Consider the following 17,075-nt stretch of genomic DNA (forward strand, 5'->3'; position numbering starts at 1 on the left):
AGGCACTTATTCAATTAGGAAAAGTGCCTTTTTTATTAATAAAATTATATATCTAGCGATGAGATTAACGTGGATTTCATTTCGTTATAGTGTGAGTCTAAGCTATCATAATTCCAAATTTTTTCTTTCATCATTAAGTATTGTTTAATACTGTCAATATCATTGTTATGATAATAACTTTGTTTTGCTTCAAACATGAGATTGCTTAATCGTGAGTTTTTACTATGACTAATTAAACATAAGTTGCCGAAACTATTTAGCTTATTAGTTTCCCATTTTTCATACCCATTCATAGGGGTTTGTGGGTAATAGTGTTCAACAGAACTTCGAAATGTAAATTCAAATTTTTTTATGGCGTCATCGCTATTATAATATTTTTTCCATAATAGATAATCTAAGTAATTGAATATAAGATTATGTGCTATTTTTCCATAAGATAAGCGGTTTTCTAGATGTTCAATTTCTTTATTGGGCAAATTTTCACATAGGTTGCTGAAATATTCTCTGTTCTTATCAATGTTCTTTTCTATTTCACTTTCAGAAGAATAAATTATTTTTTGATAAGAGAGTGTGTTAGGTACTAACCAAAGATCAAAAACGAATCTATTTGTCATCTTTTCTAAATAAGTTAAGTAGAGCTCTCCTTGTACCTTATGGGCATTATAAAGCCAATTTAATGCGCCATTGAGCCAATATTTATATGCTTGTGTAGGGGTCGACACATGAAGTGCAGAAAGTATCATTATAAGTGAATGCTGGGTCATATCATCATGATCTTCTTTACCATGAGTATTAGCATAATAATGCGTTTTGCTATTACTTTTACGATAAGTTTTTAAACTCCAGCTATCTTTATTTTCAATATATTCTCGTTTAATAATCCATTGGTCAAAAAGATATTTACATTTTAATAATGACCAAATAAAATTTCTTACATTATGGATGATATTTTCATCGCTTGAATTTATTTCAGAGGGTTTCAAAAGAAATTGATCAAAAAATTCTAAAAGTCGTTTATCATCTAATGCAATTTTTTCATCTTTAGTGACAATATTAAGAACATGGATTAAAAAATTCGGAAATGAAATAACAGAATGGAAACGTTCAGAGCCTTCACTATTAGGAGTGTTTTGTTTATTTTCCTTGATAAAAGGTAATTGGATTAATTCATTTAAATTTAATTTTTTTGATGTGTTATCATTAACATTGATTTTTTCATTATTCTTATTATCAGTCGATGCATTTTCTAACGATTGAATAAATGAATTTATATCTGATGGTAATAAATCATCCCAATTTTCACCGAATATATGTTGGCGTTGCGTAGAGTCAAAACCAGATTGAATGTAACTATTCATATTAGCACAAGCATTCCAAACTAGATCCAATGCTAATTTGCTATATTTTTTATCTTTTTCATTTTTTATTCTATCAAGAATACTTAATAACTTAGCTTTTAATATTTCATGTTTTTCTAATTGTTCTCCTCGATTATTCATCACTTCAAAATAGTGATTTAAATCAGTTTGTGCAGGCACTTCAACTCGAAGAATTTGTACTTTATTGATGAGGTAATCAGTAAATTTTTCTAAACTTAAATTCCGTTCGTTAAGGATTTTAATAAGAGAATCATTAATTATTTTATAACCATTTACAATAGCATTATTGATAGGATAAATATTTTCTGACGTTAAATCGTCACTATTTTTATTTAAATTAAAAAGGCTATTAATGGTGTTTTGTGAACTCTCTCGGCACTCAAATTCAATATTGGGTGAAAAGTAAAAGTCTTTGTTTTTTAATTCTTTTTGTATCCAAATCATCAATAGTGATAATGTCGTTAAACGTTGTTGACCATCAATAACTTCATAGATTTCTTTTTTATTATGTTGTTCATGCTTAAAAACAACAAGAGTACCAATATGATAATAATTAGCATTTTTATGTTGTAAGTAATCTAATATATCATTGATTAATTGTGATATTTCACCTTTTTCCCAAGAGTAATTACGCTGATACATAGGGATCATGTAATGAGCATGTTGGAGTAGATCTTTAACAGAAAGAGAAATAGGTTGGCTCACGACATATACCTCATTTTTTTAAATAACTCTTCAATAGAATTTGTCTTACTAGAATAATTTTTTTCTACAATAGGTAAGTAAAATTGTAAAAAATCTGTGGGCTCAATCGAGTTTCTCAATAATTTAAAAAGATTATTTTCGAGTACATAATTATCCATACTGGCCAATTGTAATACTTGATAATTTAAGCGTAAGCTGTAAGCCCATATAAAGATCTTTTCAATGGCCTCAGAAATTTGTTCAATACCGAATTTGTCATAATAGTAGAGAAGTAGGCAATTAAACATCGTTCGAACATAACTATCACCAATACGATGTCTTGCATTATAAGTGTTAATCGTGGTTAAAATATTTCTAGCATTTTCTGTAAGATGTACCTCATCCATGACTGCAGTACTTTTTAAATGAGGTAATAGCATTTGATAATAGCTAACCATTTCAAAAAAACGACGACCATTAATAATTTTTTGTTCGAGTTGAAATGGGTACATCATCGATTGGTGATCAATTTTTCTTGTGTAGTGAGCATTATAATCATCAACAACATGATGTATCATTTGAAGAGCTTTAACACAGGGATAAGCATGACTTTTTTCTAGATTAACACCTTTAAATAAGCCTATATCGTTTTTAGTAAATTTACGAGCAGATTCCCCATTTATCCACTTTTTAATTCGATAAAGGTATTCTCCAAATAAGTTACTTAATGTTTCACTATTACTATTTTCCCATAAATGTACGGTATGTTCTTTTAATACACTATCCTGAGTACTAAATTCACGTAAATGAAATGCCTTTAGAAGATCGTGAGGAACAAGATCTCGTCCTCGAGCATTTTGTGAATCAAAGAATTGGAAAGCTTCTGAGATATTATCAATAGTTACTTTAACTAACTCACAATTGTTCAATAAAAAAACAATTTGTTCTTTACCAAAGGTGGGACGGTTAATATGTTGACAAATAAGTTGGTAGTTAGTCTGAATATTAAATTGAGAAATCTTATTATCAAAAATAGGATTAAAAATAACTTTATCTAATTCTAAAAGTTGTTTTTTTAGTTTTTTATCGATTTCATTGTTGTCATCGAATAAATTGGTCTCTAATCGTTCGTAGATAAATGCTTTAATTATCAGTATTAAAGTAATAATTCTTTGCTGTCCATCGACAATATCGTCTATTATTTTTTCATTTAAGCAATGTCGATGAATTACTAATGTACCAATTCGCCAAGCCTCCTTATCTTGATGATGAAATAAATCAATAAAAAATTGTTCAACATGTTGTGTTGTCCATTTATAAGGGCGTTGGTAATCAGGGATGGAGAGATGGGGGTTGAGTAAGATGTTCTGTATTTTTGTAATCTCAGGCTTTATTTTAAATACATTATTAGAAGATGTTTGTAAATTCATGGTTTTTAATTTAGATAAAAATATTTTTATAAGATGAAAATTTAAATTATACAATAATTAGAAAGTGTACCTAATTTAGATAGATGAGGGTATAGAAATCATTCAAAATAAGTCATTGTACTTAGTGCTAAATCTAAGTAATCCTCAAATAAGCGCATTGAGCCTTAGATTGCATAAACTGTATGAGGATAGCTTGTGATAGAATTCACAAAATTGACTTTGTATAGGATTAAGGCGAAAAAATGAATGGATTAACTTACTTAATGTTGGCAATTATATCTGAAGTCATTGCAACTACAATGTTGAAAGCTTCTGATGGTTTTAGCCGATTATATCCATCTATTGTTGTCGTCATCGGTTACTGTCTTTCTTTTTGGGCACTTTCTCAAGTGGTAAGAGTGATGCCATTAGGTATTGCTTATGCTATATGGAGTGGATTAGGGATAGTTTTAGTTTCTGTTGCAGCGGTGTTTCTTTATCAACAAAAACTCGATTTACCAGCCATTGTTGGTATGACTTTAATTATTGCTGGTGTTTTAGTTATAAATCTACTTTCAAAAAGTGCTTCACACTAATAGGAATAACTGGAAGAAATTAGGGTGTCTTTGATGCAAAAGAAAATTAAAACAGCGTGTTATCTATTTATATTAACTAGCTTTGCTTTTATTGCAGGATGCAGTAATTCAGCGCAGACACAAAATTCATCGACACAAGTGGTGAGTAAAAGTCGAACAATACCGACAACCGGTTTTGATATTCCCTTAGATGAATCAGCCAAGGCAACCTGTGTCTTTTCTGGTGGTGTGCCTTCTTTAAACTATGAATTACATGGTGGTCAGACGCCCGTGTGCCAATTTGCTAATGGTAAACGTTGTAGTGAACAAGCTTTAATTGAAGGGGCTTGTATTCCTGGTTAAAGATTATTTTGGGTTGAATGTTTAATCATCATTTCTCTATTATAAAAATAGCCTTTAGTTTATCGCTAAAGGCTATTTTCTTTTTTATTCTTTTGTTTTAAAAGAACTTGTTATTTGGCTCATTAATACTAATAAACCGACAACAAAATAAGCAGAGAAAATAATAAGCATCCATTGTGGCATTTCTAGAGTTAAGAATTGCCATTGACTGACAGAACAATCACCGGTTGCTTGGAATACAGCAGGGAACCAATCTTGCAAGGCAAACCAAGAAGGTAAAGTGACAAAAAAGTCACAAGTTGCAAAAGGTGATGGATTTAGAATAAGTTGTGTATGCTCCCAAGAGAGTTCAATTCCTCGGTATGCAGAATAAATCCATAAAAAACCACCCGCCATGCGCATAAGTGCCATTTTAGGTGCAGATGCCCCAATCAATGCAGCAACTAAGATCCCTAATACCGCGATGCGTTGATAGACGCACATGACACAAGGCATTAATTCCATTCCGTACTGAAAATACAATGCAGCACCTTCAAGACCAATTGCTGTTAATGCAAGCAATAGCCATGAAAAACGGCTTTGTGACCAGTGACGAAGAGAAGTCAGCATAATAATATCCATTTAAATATTAAATTAAATAAGGGTCTATTCTGCCCAAAAATCAAGCGCAAAAAAAGTTAAAACCTGTTATTTCACAAATATTTACATTCAAGCTTTTTTAAATGAAAAAAATAGGACTTTTATCAAATAAAAGTCCTATTTATGTGGTGTAACTGTGGATCTATTGTTATGGAATAGCAACTAAACCAATTTCATAGAACCAATGTGTTGCAGGAACAAGCCAAAATTCAACAGCCAGTAAACCAAGTAATGTCATTACAATTGTATATGGCAGAGCCATTATCACCATACGGCCATATGATAAACGGATGAGTGGTGATAGTGCAGATGTTAATAAGAATAAAAAGGCAGCTTGACCATTTGGCGTTGCAACAGAAGGTAAGTTTGTACCTGTATTAATAGCAACACCAATATGCTCATATTGTGACTGGCTAATTAATCCATCTTGCAATGCAGTTAAAGCTTCACTGATATAAACTGTCCCCACAAACACGTTATCTGAAATAGCAGATAATAGACCATTAAAGAGGTAAAAAAGAGACAGTTGTGAAGATTCTGAAGCTTGAAGAACAAACTGAATAATAGGACCAAATAATTGTTGATCGATAATAACGGCAACAATAGAGAAGAAAACAGTTAATAATGCAGTGAAAGGCAAGGCTTCTTCAAATGCTTTACCAAGAGCATGTTCTTCAGTGATCCCACAAAATGCCGTGGCAAGAATAATAACAGATAAACCGATAATACCGACTTCTGCTAAATGGAGTGCTAAAGCAACAATCAACCAAATACCAATTAATGCTTGGATCATCAGTTGTGCTTTTTCTTGAGAAGTGCGTTTTTCACTGTTTTTCTTGTCGTATTCAGTGAGAACTTTACGAACTAAATCAGGTAATTCAGCACCATAACCAAAGAGCTTAAAGCGTTCTACAAAGTAGCACACTGCAAGACCCGCAAAGAAAACAGGAATAGTAACAGGTGACATTCTGATAAAGAAAGTCACAAAATCCCATTCTAAATGTTTTGCAATGATTAGGTTTTGTGGTTCACCCACCATGGTCATTACGCCACCTAATGCAGTACCAACACCCGCATGCATCATTAAGCTACGTAAAAAAGCACGGAATTGTTCTAAAGTTTGTTTTTTTTCTGCGGTATCAATAAATCCATCATTATTTAATTCTGTCCCTGATTGATTAGAGGCAAAATTATGATAAATAGAGTAGAAACCGAGAGAGACACTGATTACAACCGCGATAACGGTTAAAGCATCTAAAAAGGCAGATAAAAATGCACTTGCGAAACAAAAGGCAATAGATAACATTCGCTTAGAACGAATGGATAACAGCAATTTTGTAAAAGCAAACAGTAATAATTGCTTCATAAAATAGATACCCGCAACCATAAAAACAAGAAGCAAAATCACTTCAAGGTTGTTGGCAATTTCATGACCAATCTGTTTGGGGCTAGTCATACCAATGATGACGGCCTCAATAGCCAGTAATCCTCCGGGTTGTAACGGGTAACACTTTAGCGCCATAGCGAGTGTGAAAATAAATTCTACCACCAATAGCCAGCCGGCGACAAAAGGGTCAACAAAGAAAAAAATGAGTGGGTTGATAATTAAAAAAGTAAGAATAGCAAGCTTATACCAATCTGGGGAATTCCCCATAAAATTCTTTAGTAGTGCTTGTCTTATACTCATATCCATTAGGTTTCTCATCCTCCAAATAGAGATTTTAAGCGCAATGACGCGCAATCTAACCATAGTACGCGCTAATCGCTGTGAAATTAAGCGCATTAGTAATAATAAATTGATAAAACGACATCAAGTTTTATGATGCCATTCACTATTTAATGATGGTTGAGCTATATCAAAATTACGCATTCTGATATTATCTTTTCCATTATTAGCAGAAAAATCGCTTCGGAAGAAATAAAAATATGGTTATTAAGGCTCAAAGCCCCGCAGGTTTTGCGGAAGAGTATATTGTTGAAAGCATCTGGAATAATCGTTTTCCTCCTGGATCTATTCTTCCAGCGGAACGTGAGCTCTCTGAATTAATTGGTGTTACAAGAACCACATTAAGAGAAGTATTACAACGCCTTGCTCGTGATGGTTGGTTAACTATTCAGCACGGAAAGCCAACGAAGGTAAACAATTTCTGGGAAACCTCTGGCCTTAATATCCTTGAAACAGTTGCTCGCCTTGATCATGATCGAGTACCACAATTAATAGATAATTTATTAGCAGTCAGAACCAATATCTCGGCTATTTTTATACGTACAGCATTTAGAAATAGCCCTGAAAAATGTATTGCAGTTTTAAACCATGAGCTTACCACTGAAAATAGTGCTGATGAGTTTAGTGAATTGGATTACAACATTTTTCGTGGATTGGCGTTTGCATCAGGTAACCCAATTTATGGCCTTATCTTAAATGGCTTAAAAGGGCTTTATACTCGTGTAGGACGTTATTATTTCTCAAATATTCAAGCCAAAGAACTCGCGTTAGCATTTTATAAAAAACTGGCTGTATTATGCGAACAAAAAGATGTCGAGCATGTCATGGAATGTGTCCGCCAATATGGTAAGGACAGTGGTATTATCTGGCAAAGTTTACAATCACCATTACCGAGTGACCTAGAAGAAGTAAAGCGCTAATTAAGTTTGTTGCTTTATCTCAAAAAAAACCAGTATTCATATAATTTGTGATGCTGGTTTTTTTATGCATTTAAAAAGCCCAGTAGGTCATTTTTTTAGGCAATGCTTTAAATCGGTTATTTTTAGTAAAAAGAGTAACTAAAGTGAGTTAATTTAAGCATTATCATCTTCAATTAAATTGATTTTTAGATTTTAATAAAACGCTAATTTCTTTCTCTTACGCCTTAAACTCTCTTCAATTTAAAATGATTTATTAATCGATATTTTTATAATTTGCATTAAAAATTATATCTCATTGATTTTGTGAAATAATTTAATAATTTTTTTTGTAAATTTATTATCAAATAACAATCAAGTGTGACTTAACTCTAAAATCTGTCTTTTTATTGACCTAGATGATTATTCTATATTGGCTTTTTGTGTATGGAATATTATTCTTATGTTATATCAATGTAAATTATTGGAGTCTTGCCATGAAAGTGATCATCTTAGGTGGCGGCGTTATTGGTGTAACGAGTGCGTGGTATCTTGTACAACAAGGTCATGAAGTTATTGTTGTTGATAGACAAAATAGTGCAGCAGAAGAGACAAGTGCAGGTAATGCAGGTCAAATCTCTCCGGGATATGCAACGCCTTGGGGAGCACCAGGTATCCCATTAAAAGCAGTGAAATGGATGTTCCAAAAGCATGCCCCATTAGCGATTAAACCTGATGGCTCACTTTTCCAATTACGTTGGATGTGGCAAATGTTACGTAATTGTGATGCGTCACATTACACCATGAATAAAAGCCGTATGGTGCGTATTGCTGAATATAGCCGTGATTGCATTCGTCAATTACGCCAAGACACGGGCATTGAATACGAAGGGCGCCAAGGTGGTACACTGCAACTTTTCCGCGATCAAAAGCAATTTGATAATGCAGCCAATGATATTGCTGTATTAAAGCAAGAGGGTGTTGCTTATGAATTGTTAACGGCAGATCAACTAAAATTAGCAGAACCAGCACTTGAGCATGTTAGCCACAAATTGACAGGGGGTTTACGTTTACCCAATGATGAAACCGGTGATTGCCAAATTTTCACGAAAAAACTCGCTAAAATGGCAGAAGATGCGGGTGTTACATTCTTGTTTAACAAAGAAATCAAACATTTGTTATTTGATGGTGATAAAGTAGCGGGCGTTCAATGCCATGATGGATTATTAACTGCTGATCATTATGTTGTTGCCATGGGCTCTTATTCAACAGAGTTTTTGAAAAACAAAGTCGCCATTCCTGTTTATCCCCTTAAAGGTTATTCACTTACGATGCCGATTATTGATGCTTCAAGAGCACCAATATCCACGATTTTAGATGAAACTTATAAAATTGCGGTAACACGTTTTGATGAGCGAATTCGTGTCGGTGGAATGGCTGAAGTCGTTGGTTTTAATCTGAATGTTTTAAAATCACGCTGTGAAACATTAAAAATGGTTGTACAAGATCTTTATCAAGGTGGTGGTGATATTGAGAAAGCTACATTTTGGACAGGTTTAAGACCGATGACACCTGATGGTACACCGATTGTAGGACCTACAGCTTATCGTAATTTATCGTTAAATACAGGGCACGGCACATTAGGTTGGACAATGGCGTGTGGCTCCGGACAATTGCTGGCTGATTTAATTTCAGGGAATAAACCGGCTATTGCCGCTGATGATTTATCCGTGTTTCGGTATATCGATGGTTTTAATACTAAATTGCTCTTACCGGGGCAAAAACTTGATGCAGCTTATTAATTGAGGAAAAATCATGTCCAGACCCACAAAAGTAACCATTAACCTCGATGCATTAAGTCATAATCTGTCTGTTATTAAAGAGAGAGTGAAAGGTAGCAAAGTGTGGTCTGTTGTGAAAGCAGATGCTTATGGACATGGATTATCCTGTGTTTGGCCTGCATTGAGTCATACTGATGGTTTCGCATTAATCGAGTTAGACAAAGCTATTATGTTAAGAGAGCAAGGATGGGTTGGTCCTATCCTTTTGCTTGAAGGTTTTTTTAAACCAGAAGATGTCTATTTACTTGAGCGCTATTCACTTACCACCGCAGTGCATTCAGATTGGCAATTTGAAGCGATAGAAAAAGCACAATTAGAAAGACCTATCAATATTTATCTTAAGCTTAATAGTGGAATGAACCGTTTAGGTTATCGTCCTGATGCTTATCAACAAGCAATTGCTCGTGCAAAAAGTATCAAAAACATTGGGTCTATTATCCAAATGTCGCATTTTGCTAATGCGGATACTGGCTTGAACATGAATGCACAAAAGGCGGCCATTAATCAGGCAATGGTAAATGAATTACCTCGGTGTTTGGCAAATTCAGCGGCAACGTTATTTGATCCTGAAACTTACCAAGATTGGGTGCGCCCTGGCATCATTTTATATGGTGTTTCACCTTCGGGTGTTTGGCAAGATATTGCCGATTTCGATTTACAACCCGTAATGACATTTAATAGTGAAATATTAGCTATTCAGCAAGTCAAAAAAGGTGGGCAGATAGGTTATGGTAGCCGATATACTGCTGAGCGTGATATGCGGATCGGTGTTGTCGCCTGTGGGTATGCTGATGGTTATCCAAGGCATGCGCCAGATGGCACACCTGTTATTGTGAATGGTCATAAAACACAACTGGTAGGGCGTATTTCTATGGATATGCTAACCATTGATGTTACGGATTTTCCTGATGTCAATTATGGTAGCTCAGTTGAGTTATGGGGGGAAAAACTTCCTATTGATGATGTTGCAACGGCATGTGGCACTATTGGTTACGAATTATTGTGTGCAATAGCACCAAGAGTCACTGTCGAGGTGATGATTAATTTACCTAATTCCACTTTTTCTGATCTAAATGAAAGTTGTTGATAATCACTAAACTAGAATAAGATTAAATTTATTTTGATTTGGTGATCCTATGAGTAACGGCATTACATTGCGTGTGAAAGGAAAAGTTCAAGGCGTTGGGTTTCGCCCATTTGTTTGGCAATTAGCCCATCGTTTTGGTTTATTAGGGCAAGTGAGCAATGATAGTTTGGGTGTGTTGGTGCATTTAACGCTTTCACCTAAAAATGCACTCTTTATAGAAGCCTTAAAAGAAGAATGTCCACCATTAGCACACATTGAACGTATAGAAGAATCACCTTATCAATGGGAACAGCCACCGACTGACTTTATTATTGTAAAAAGCGGTGGTGGTGAAATGGATACACAAGTTGTGCCCGATGCAACAACCTGCCAAGCTTGCATTGATGAATTGTTTGATCCACACAATCGTCGTTATCATTATCCTTTTATTAACTGCACACATTGTGGCCCTCGTTTTACTATCATAAAAAAAATGCCTTATGACAGGCCTTTTACTTCAATGTCTGAATTCCCATTCTGCCCTGAATGTAAACATGAATATGAAGATCCTGCGGATAGGCGGTTTCATGCTCAACCTAATGCATGTCCTGTATGTGGACCTCATATCTGGCTTGCAGATAATCAGGGTAAAGAGTTAGCAACAAAAGAGCTTGCATTAACTCAAGCTTGTGAAGCGTTACTTGCGGGAAAGATTATTGCAGTTAAAGGTATTGGTGGTTTTCATTTAGTGTGTGATGCACGCAATAATGAAAGCGTTGCATTGTTACGTGAACGCAAATATCGACCAGCAAAGCCATTAGCGGTGATGATCACGGGAATTGATCAAATTAAAGCAGATAAGCAAGATCCCGATTTTCTTCCAACAGCTATTCAAACATTGCAAAGTACGGCTGCCCCAATTGTATTAGTCCCTAAAACTGTTACACCTAAACTTGCGGATCTTATTGCGCCAGGATTGACTGAAATAGGTGTTATGTTGCCAGCCAATCCACTACAACATCTATTAGCGCGAGGCACGAATATTCCTCTTGTTATGACATCCGGAAATGCATCAGGTCATACACCGGCATTAAATAACGAAGATGCTTTAATGCAATTGAAAAATAGTGCAGATTTATTTTTAATGCATAATAGAGAAATTATACAAAGAGCTGATGACTCATTAGTTCGCATTGAGGGTAAACAGAGCGTTATGATCAGACGCTCTCGTGGTTATGTTCCTGATGCGATTTCACTACCTGAAGATTTTGGGTCACAACCCTCAGTGCTTGCTATGGGAGGGGATCTCAAAAATGTATTTTGCTTATTACGTCAGCATCAAGCCATTATGGGACCTCATCTAGGGGATCTTGATGATTTAAGTGTGCGGCAACAGTTGGTAAAATCGTTGGCTCTCTTCCAACAGATTTATCGTTTTTCACCTAAAGCGATTGCAATAGATGCACATCCTAACTACATCAGTCACCAGTTGGGTAAGCAATTTGCTCAAGAGCAAAATATTCCTGTTATTGAAGTCTCTCATCACCATGCACATATTGTTTCTTGTCTTGCTGAACATGGTCATACACATCAACAAGGCGCTGTCATTGGTATTGCACTTGATGGATTAGGTTTTGGGCAAGATGGCACGCTATGGGGAGGGGAATGTCTGCTGGTGGACTATCAACATTCAGAGCGAATTGGTGGGCTTCCTGCGGTTGCGATGCCTGGAGGTAATCTTGCCTCTGTGCAACCCTGGCGAAATTGGTTCGCACATTTAGCTAATTTTTCTGAAAATTGGCGAAGTAGTGTTATCACCCAAATGATACCTATCAATGATTTGCAGATATTAAATAATGCCGTAGAGCGTGGCTTAAATTCACCTAAAGCCTCTTCTTGTGGGCGTCTTTTTGATGCAGTTTCGGCATCATTAGGATTAGCGCCTAAAGAGATAAGCTGGGAAGGGGAAGCCGCATGTTACTTACAAACAGCGGCATTAGCGTGTCAGAAAGAAAAACAAACGGAAATTATTAAGCAATATGGGCATTTAATGCCGATAAAAAACAACGTGCTGGATCTGTCTGTTTTTTGGTCTCAATGGGAAAGTGTAAAGCTTAATGTCAGTGAAAAAGCATGGCTATTTCATTATCTACTAGCTGAAAGTTTAGGCAATATTGCATTACGATATGCTGATAAATATCAGATTGATACGATTGTCCTTACTGGTGGTGTATTAAATAATACATTACTCAAACAGCTGTTTAAGAAAAAATTAAACAATAAAAAAGTACTCTCTCCTATGATGTTACCTACCGGAGACGGTGGTATTGCATTAGGGCAAGCACTGATTGCTACACATTTAATGCAAAATTAAAATGATTATAGGTAAAATAATACCAACTTTAGTTATTTGTAACTGAAATAGGTTTTTGGTTACTACTTTATTAATGACAATATGGAAAATCATCGTGAGTAATAAGAAGATTATCATTTCTTTAGCCGTTATCGCTGGGCTAAGCACACCAGTAGCATTTGCTGGAGAATGGTCAATAGGGGGTTCAGTCTTAGCGCAAGTTACTCCTTATAAAGGCGCTAAATCAAAAGATTATTTATTACCAGTACCACAAGTTAACTACCAGTCAGAGAATTTCTATTTTGCAACGTTAGCAGCGGGATATTACTTGTGGAATACACCTAAAGATCAACTCTCTGTTGATTTACACTATTATCCTCAGGCTTATAAACCAAGCGATAGTGACGATGAGCAAATGAAGAAACTGAATCGTCGTCGTGACACCATGATGGGGGGTTTTACATATAAACACCATGAATCATGGGGGAGCTTAAGAGCAATCGTATCGGGTGATATGCTAGGAAAAAGTAACGGTATTATCGCTGACGCTGCTTATTTATATCCTTTCAAATTTGGTAACTGGTCTTTACAACCCGGAGCGGGTGTTGTTTGGGAAAACAAAAAACAAAACCGTTATGCTTATGGAATTAGCCACGCAGAATCACAACGCAGTGGTTTAGCAGAATATACGCCAAATGATAGCTGGAGACCGTATGTAGAGCTGTCGGCGAACTATAAGTTTGCTGAAAACTGGAATTTCTTTGCGATGGGACGTGTTGACCATTTGCCAAGTGAAGTGAAAGACAGCCCAATGGTGAATAAATCGGTGACTGCAATTTTGTGGACAGGTGTGACTTACACATTCTAACTAGCTAAAATCGAACTGGCATTTAGTGAGATCTACGATAATAAAAAGCTTCGATTTAAACTCGAAGCTTTTTATTGTGTAAGATGCCAGTAATACTTTATTTTTCGGCTATATTTTTACGAACACGAACGACCAGAGATAAGCGGCCAGGATGAACGTTATCTGGTTTTAATGGTTGGTGAATGCGCGCCGTTTCTACACAAGCCATTTTACGATAGCCACCTGTGCTCATATCTTTCATTGAACTTGCAAGTTCTGCACCGGGGTTCCAACAGACGACATCACTATGATGGTAATGATGAACTTCAATTGTACGATCCCAGCCATCATCATGAATAAGATTAAAATCATCAGGCTCGGTATAAAGCCTGTCAGTACGCCCATTAAAGCGCAATGAGGTTTCATCAGTATAAACCTCTTTATCTGCCACGGTGTCAATGTAGTGGCTTCCTAGGCCTGTTACAGAAACATTATCAATGTCACTCACATTAAAATAAGAGTGGAGGGCAGCTGTCGCTTCATAATCACCGTAAGATTCTAATTCAACTTCACAGGTTGCTCCTAATTTAAAACGAGCAATAACAGTAAAGGGATGAGGCCAATATTTTTGTGTTTGTTGGCTCTCTTTTAATGTCATGGTGATGAGAACACCATCATCTTGTTCTGTATGGGCACTAAACTCCCAAGGAAGAATTCGCGCAAATCCATGACTTGGTGTACCTGCTGAAGCAAACCAAGGCCAGCAAATAGGAATACCGCCACGAATAGCAACGCCAGGAGTGAAGAGAGAGGCTTCGCTTACCCAAAATACAGGATGTTCTTGTGCGGGTTGCCAAGCAATTAAATGAGCACCTTGAAGGCTGATTGCTGCGCGTACTTTTGGATGTGAAATAACAAGGATAGGGAGTTCGCCTAATTGCCGACGACTTAAGTAAGGTGATATTTGTTCAATAATCGGCAAAGAAAAAATTTTCTCATTCATTATCTTATGACCTTATGTCACTGACTATTTCAATACAATAAACTGACTGGCTAGAAAATAAAAGAGCCACCGAAAAGGTGGCTCTAAAGAAATCGTGACTTTCTAAACTCTAATTATTTAGAGATATGAGAAATCAGATCCAGAACTTTGTTTGAATAACCCACTTCGTTATCGTACCAAGCAACTAATTTAACAAAGTTGTCGTTCAGAGCGATACCTGCTTTAGCATCAAATACTGAAGTCAGAACTTCGCCGTTGAAGTCAGTTGAAACAACTGCATCTTCAGTGTAACCCAGAACGCCTTTCAGTTCGCCTTCAGCTGCTGCTTTGATAGCGTCACAGATTTGTGCGTAAGTTGCTGGTTTTTCCAGACGTGCAGTCAGGTCAACAACAGAAACGTTAGGAGTAGGAACACGGAAAGACATACCAGTCAGTTTACCGTTCAGCTCAGGAATAACTTTACCTACAGCTTTAGCAGCACCAGTTGATGATGGGATGATGTTTTGAGAAGCACCACGACCACCACGCCAGTCTTTTGCAGATGGACCATCAACAGTACGTTGAGTTGCAGTTGTTGCGTGAACAGTAGTCATCAGACCTTCAACGATACCGAAGTTGTCGTTGATAACTTTAGCTAAAGGCGCTAAGCAGTTAGTAGTACAAGATGCGTTAGAAACGATGTCTTGGCCTGCGTATGATTTATGGTTTACGCCCATAACGAACATTGGAGTGCTGTCTTTTGAAGGACCAGTCAGAACAACTTTTTTCGCGCCAGCTTGGATGTGTTTACGAGCAGTTTCGTCAGTTAAGAACAGACCTGTTGCTTCTGCAACAACGTCAGCACCGACTTCGTTCCATTTCAGATTTGCTGGATCTCTTTCTGAAGTTACGCGGATGGTTTTACCATTAACAACGAGGTGGCCATCTTTTACTTCAACAGTACCGTTGAAACGGCCATGAGTTGAATCGTATTTCAGCATGTATGCCATGTAGTCTGCGTCTAACAGATCGTTAATACCTACGATCTCGATATCTGAACGTTCTTGAGCAGCACGGAAAACGATGCGGCCGATACGACCAAAACCATTAATACCTACTTTGATAGTCATATGTATTCCACCAGCTTTAATTTAGTGAATTAAAAAGTTGCTTCTAAAGTTACCAAAACCGCGCCAATCGTCAAGCGGAATCGTGTCAATAATTGCAAAAAATCAATTAAAAAAACACTTTTCGCTTAAAGATTGGTCGTTTTAGCTAAATGTTACGCTGTGTATTATCGGGATCAACGCCAATAAATGAAGTTACCTTTGCTCCGTTATGTGAAACTCATCACATTTCAAAAACTAAAGATTACTCTTGATGATTTTAGACTATATTTTTCAGATTTGTTGTTAAATCTTTGTTATTATTCACTGTTGTTTTAAAAAGCATTTTTCTGGGCAAGAGGTCGATATGGCAGATAATGAAAAGAAAGTGAATATTTCAAGTAATAACAATCACCTTGATTTATCAACACTCAACGAAATGCAACGTTATGTGACTCAACAGCAAGGCACAGAACCTCCGTTTAGTGGTAAATTATTACACAATCGCCAAACAGGAATTTATCACTGCTTATGTTGTTCCGCTCCTCTGTTTTATTCAGAGACGAAATTTGATGCAGGATGTGGTTGGCCTAGCTTTTATCAACCCGTTAGTGATAGTGCGATTCGCTATATTGATGATTTTTCTCATAATATGAAAAGAACTGAAATCCGTTGCCAGCAATGTGATGCACATTTAGGTCATGTTTTTAATGATGGTCCAGCCCCAACAGGGGAGCGTTATTGTGTTAATTCAGCATCACTTTCATTTACGAATAGTGAAACAGGCGAAAAACAAGTCGGTTAACTCCGTTGAATTAACAAAATAATAACAAGTGAAAAAACGATTCAGCTATTTCAAGTGATTATTTAGCTTATGGAGCAATCAATGGAAGTTAATGAACTTATTTCAATGGTAACCCCTGAAATTTACCAACGTATTTCAACGGCAGTTGAACTAGGTAAATGGCCTGATGGTGTTGCATTGACTGATGAGCAAAAAGAGCATTGCATGCAGATTGTTTTATTATGGCAGGCGAAAAATAACCACACGCCTGAGCATATGACAGTAGGCACTAATGGACAAATTACCATGAAGAGCAAACAAGAATTAAAAGCTCAGTTTCAATCTGAACGTTTAGCAACACTAAAGCCAATGAATGATGATTAAATTCTTATAGTATAAATAAGATTGTTGTAGACCTTTATATT

15 protein-coding genes are annotated in these 17,075 nt (G+C 36.1%); 9 read left to right on the plus strand and 6 right to left on the minus strand.

Annotated elements, in window-relative coordinates:
- Window positions 1-44: 44 nt before the first annotated feature.
- Both DK865_RS03045 and DK865_RS03050 read right to left on the minus strand, forming a co-directional pair.
- Complete coding sequence (locus DK865_RS03045) at window positions 45-2,084, minus strand: DUF262 domain-containing protein (RefSeq protein WP_228407720.1); 2,040 nt, start codon at window positions 2,082-2,084, stop codon at window positions 45-47.
- Window positions 2,081-3,493 (minus strand): DUF262 domain-containing protein, encoded by a 1,413-nt coding sequence (locus DK865_RS03050; protein WP_109391234.1) that lies wholly within the window; start codon window positions 3,491-3,493, stop codon window positions 2,081-2,083. The genes DK865_RS03045 and DK865_RS03050 overlap by 4 nt, the downstream gene beginning before the upstream one ends.
- Window positions 3,494-3,735: 242 nt before the next feature.
- On the opposite strand from DK865_RS03050, the gene DK865_RS03055 reads away from it, so the two are divergent.
- Both DK865_RS03055 and DK865_RS03060 read left to right on the plus strand, forming a co-directional pair.
- Window positions 3,736-4,068, plus strand: coding sequence for an SMR family transporter (locus tag DK865_RS03055; protein WP_023581949.1), 333 nt, complete (start codon window positions 3,736-3,738; stop codon window positions 4,066-4,068).
- A 33-nt stretch (window positions 4,069-4,101) separates the two neighbouring features.
- Entirely contained in the window at window positions 4,102-4,410 is a 309-nt protein-coding gene (locus tag DK865_RS03060; protein ID WP_109391168.1) for a putative hemolysin, read from the plus strand.
- A gap of 84 nt (window positions 4,411-4,494) precedes the next feature.
- Here the strand turns inward: DK865_RS03060 and dsbB are convergent, their stop codons facing one another.
- Both dsbB and nhaB read right to left on the minus strand, forming a co-directional pair.
- A complete protein-coding gene (gene dsbB / locus DK865_RS03065; RefSeq protein WP_036912828.1) occupies window positions 4,495-5,019 on the minus strand; it encodes a disulfide bond formation protein DsbB in 525 nt (174 codons plus the stop codon).
- A 178-nt stretch (window positions 5,020-5,197) separates the two neighbouring features.
- Window positions 5,198-6,742 carry a sodium/proton antiporter NhaB gene (nhaB, locus tag DK865_RS03070; protein ID WP_109391169.1) on the minus strand — a complete coding sequence of 515 codons (1,545 nt, stop codon included), beginning with the start codon at window positions 6,740-6,742 and terminating at the stop codon, window positions 5,198-5,200.
- A gap of 233 nt (window positions 6,743-6,975) precedes the next feature.
- On the opposite strand from nhaB, the gene fadR reads away from it, so the two are divergent.
- The 5 genes from fadR (at window position 6,976) to DK865_RS03095 (ending at window position 13,799) form a co-directional block, all read left to right on the plus strand.
- The gene (fadR, locus tag DK865_RS03075) at window positions 6,976-7,695 is read left to right on the plus strand and encodes a fatty acid metabolism transcriptional regulator FadR (RefSeq protein WP_023581953.1); all 720 of its coding nucleotides are present in this window, start codon (window positions 6,976-6,978) and stop codon (window positions 7,693-7,695) included.
- Window positions 7,696-8,168: 473 nt separating this feature from the next.
- A complete protein-coding gene (locus tag DK865_RS03080; RefSeq protein ID WP_036912834.1) occupies window positions 8,169-9,473 on the plus strand; it encodes a D-amino acid dehydrogenase in 1,305 nt (434 codons plus the stop codon).
- Between the two features lie 13 nt (window positions 9,474-9,486).
- Complete coding sequence (gene alr / locus DK865_RS03085) at window positions 9,487-10,599, plus strand: alanine racemase (RefSeq protein ID WP_109391170.1); 1,113 nt, start codon at window positions 9,487-9,489, stop codon at window positions 10,597-10,599.
- Between the two features lie 49 nt (window positions 10,600-10,648).
- Window positions 10,649-12,952 (plus strand): carbamoyltransferase HypF, encoded by a 2,304-nt coding sequence (hypF, locus tag DK865_RS03090; protein ID WP_109391171.1) that lies wholly within the window; start codon window positions 10,649-10,651, stop codon window positions 12,950-12,952.
- A gap of 94 nt (window positions 12,953-13,046) precedes the next feature.
- Entirely contained in the window at window positions 13,047-13,799 is a 753-nt protein-coding gene (locus DK865_RS03095) for a MipA/OmpV family protein (protein ID WP_036912837.1), read from the plus strand.
- 97 nt (window positions 13,800-13,896) lie between these two features.
- On the opposite strand, the gene DK865_RS03100 is transcribed toward DK865_RS03095, so the two are convergent.
- The gene (locus DK865_RS03100; RefSeq protein ID WP_109391172.1) at window positions 13,897-14,781 is read right to left on the minus strand and encodes a D-hexose-6-phosphate mutarotase; all 885 of its coding nucleotides are present in this window, start codon (window positions 14,779-14,781) and stop codon (window positions 13,897-13,899) included.
- Between the two features lie 113 nt (window positions 14,782-14,894).
- Window positions 14,895-15,890: a glyceraldehyde-3-phosphate dehydrogenase gene (gene gapA / locus DK865_RS03105; protein WP_023581959.1), complete on the minus strand. Its 996-nt coding sequence runs from the start codon at window positions 15,888-15,890 to the stop codon at window positions 14,895-14,897.
- A gap of 343 nt (window positions 15,891-16,233) precedes the next feature.
- On the opposite strand from gapA, the gene msrB reads away from it, so the two are divergent.
- Together msrB and DK865_RS03120 are read left to right on the plus strand one after the other, a co-directional pair.
- Entirely contained in the window at window positions 16,234-16,671 is a 438-nt protein-coding gene (msrB, locus tag DK865_RS03115; protein WP_023581960.1) for a peptide-methionine (R)-S-oxide reductase MsrB, read from the plus strand.
- Between the two features lie 81 nt (window positions 16,672-16,752).
- A complete protein-coding gene (locus tag DK865_RS03120) occupies window positions 16,753-17,034 on the plus strand; it encodes a YeaC family protein (protein WP_109391173.1) in 282 nt (93 codons plus the stop codon).
- Window positions 17,035-17,075: the final 41 nt, after the last annotated feature.

This window comes from Proteus cibi, assembly GCF_003144405.1.
Taxonomy (GTDB): Bacteria; Pseudomonadota; Gammaproteobacteria; order Enterobacterales; family Enterobacteriaceae; genus Proteus; species Proteus cibi.

Bases quoted from the DNA above. Each gene is read 5' to 3' on its own strand.
- alr (WP_109391170.1), top strand. From the start codon at position 9,487: ATGTCCAGACCCACAAAAGTAACCATTAACCTCGATGCATTAAGTCAT.
- DK865_RS03100 (WP_109391172.1), bottom strand. From the start codon at position 14,781: ATGAATGAGAAAATTTTTTCTTTGCCGATTATTGAACAAATATCACCT.
- fadR (WP_023581953.1), top strand. From the start codon at position 6,976: ATGGTTATTAAGGCTCAAAGCCCCGCAGGTTTTGCGGAAGAGTATATT.
- nhaB (WP_109391169.1), bottom strand. From the start codon at position 6,742: ATGGATATGAGTATAAGACAAGCACTACTAAAGAATTTTATGGGGAAT.
- msrB (WP_023581960.1), top strand. From the start codon at position 16,234: ATGGCAGATAATGAAAAGAAAGTGAATATTTCAAGTAATAACAATCAC.
- hypF (WP_109391171.1), top strand. From the start codon at position 10,649: ATGAGTAACGGCATTACATTGCGTGTGAAAGGAAAAGTTCAAGGCGTT.
- DK865_RS03050 (WP_109391234.1), bottom strand. From the start codon at position 3,493: ATGAATTTACAAACATCTTCTAATAATGTATTTAAAATAAAGCCTGAG.
- DK865_RS03120 (WP_109391173.1), top strand. From the start codon at position 16,753: ATGGAAGTTAATGAACTTATTTCAATGGTAACCCCTGAAATTTACCAA.
- DK865_RS03060 (WP_109391168.1), top strand. From the start codon at position 4,102: ATGCAAAAGAAAATTAAAACAGCGTGTTATCTATTTATATTAACTAGC.
- DK865_RS03055 (WP_023581949.1), top strand. From the start codon at position 3,736: ATGAATGGATTAACTTACTTAATGTTGGCAATTATATCTGAAGTCATT.
- dsbB (WP_036912828.1), bottom strand. From the start codon at position 5,019: ATGCTGACTTCTCTTCGTCACTGGTCACAAAGCCGTTTTTCATGGCTA.
- gapA (WP_023581959.1), bottom strand. From the start codon at position 15,890: ATGACTATCAAAGTAGGTATTAATGGTTTTGGTCGTATCGGCCGCATC.
- DK865_RS03080 (WP_036912834.1), top strand. From the start codon at position 8,169: ATGAAAGTGATCATCTTAGGTGGCGGCGTTATTGGTGTAACGAGTGCG.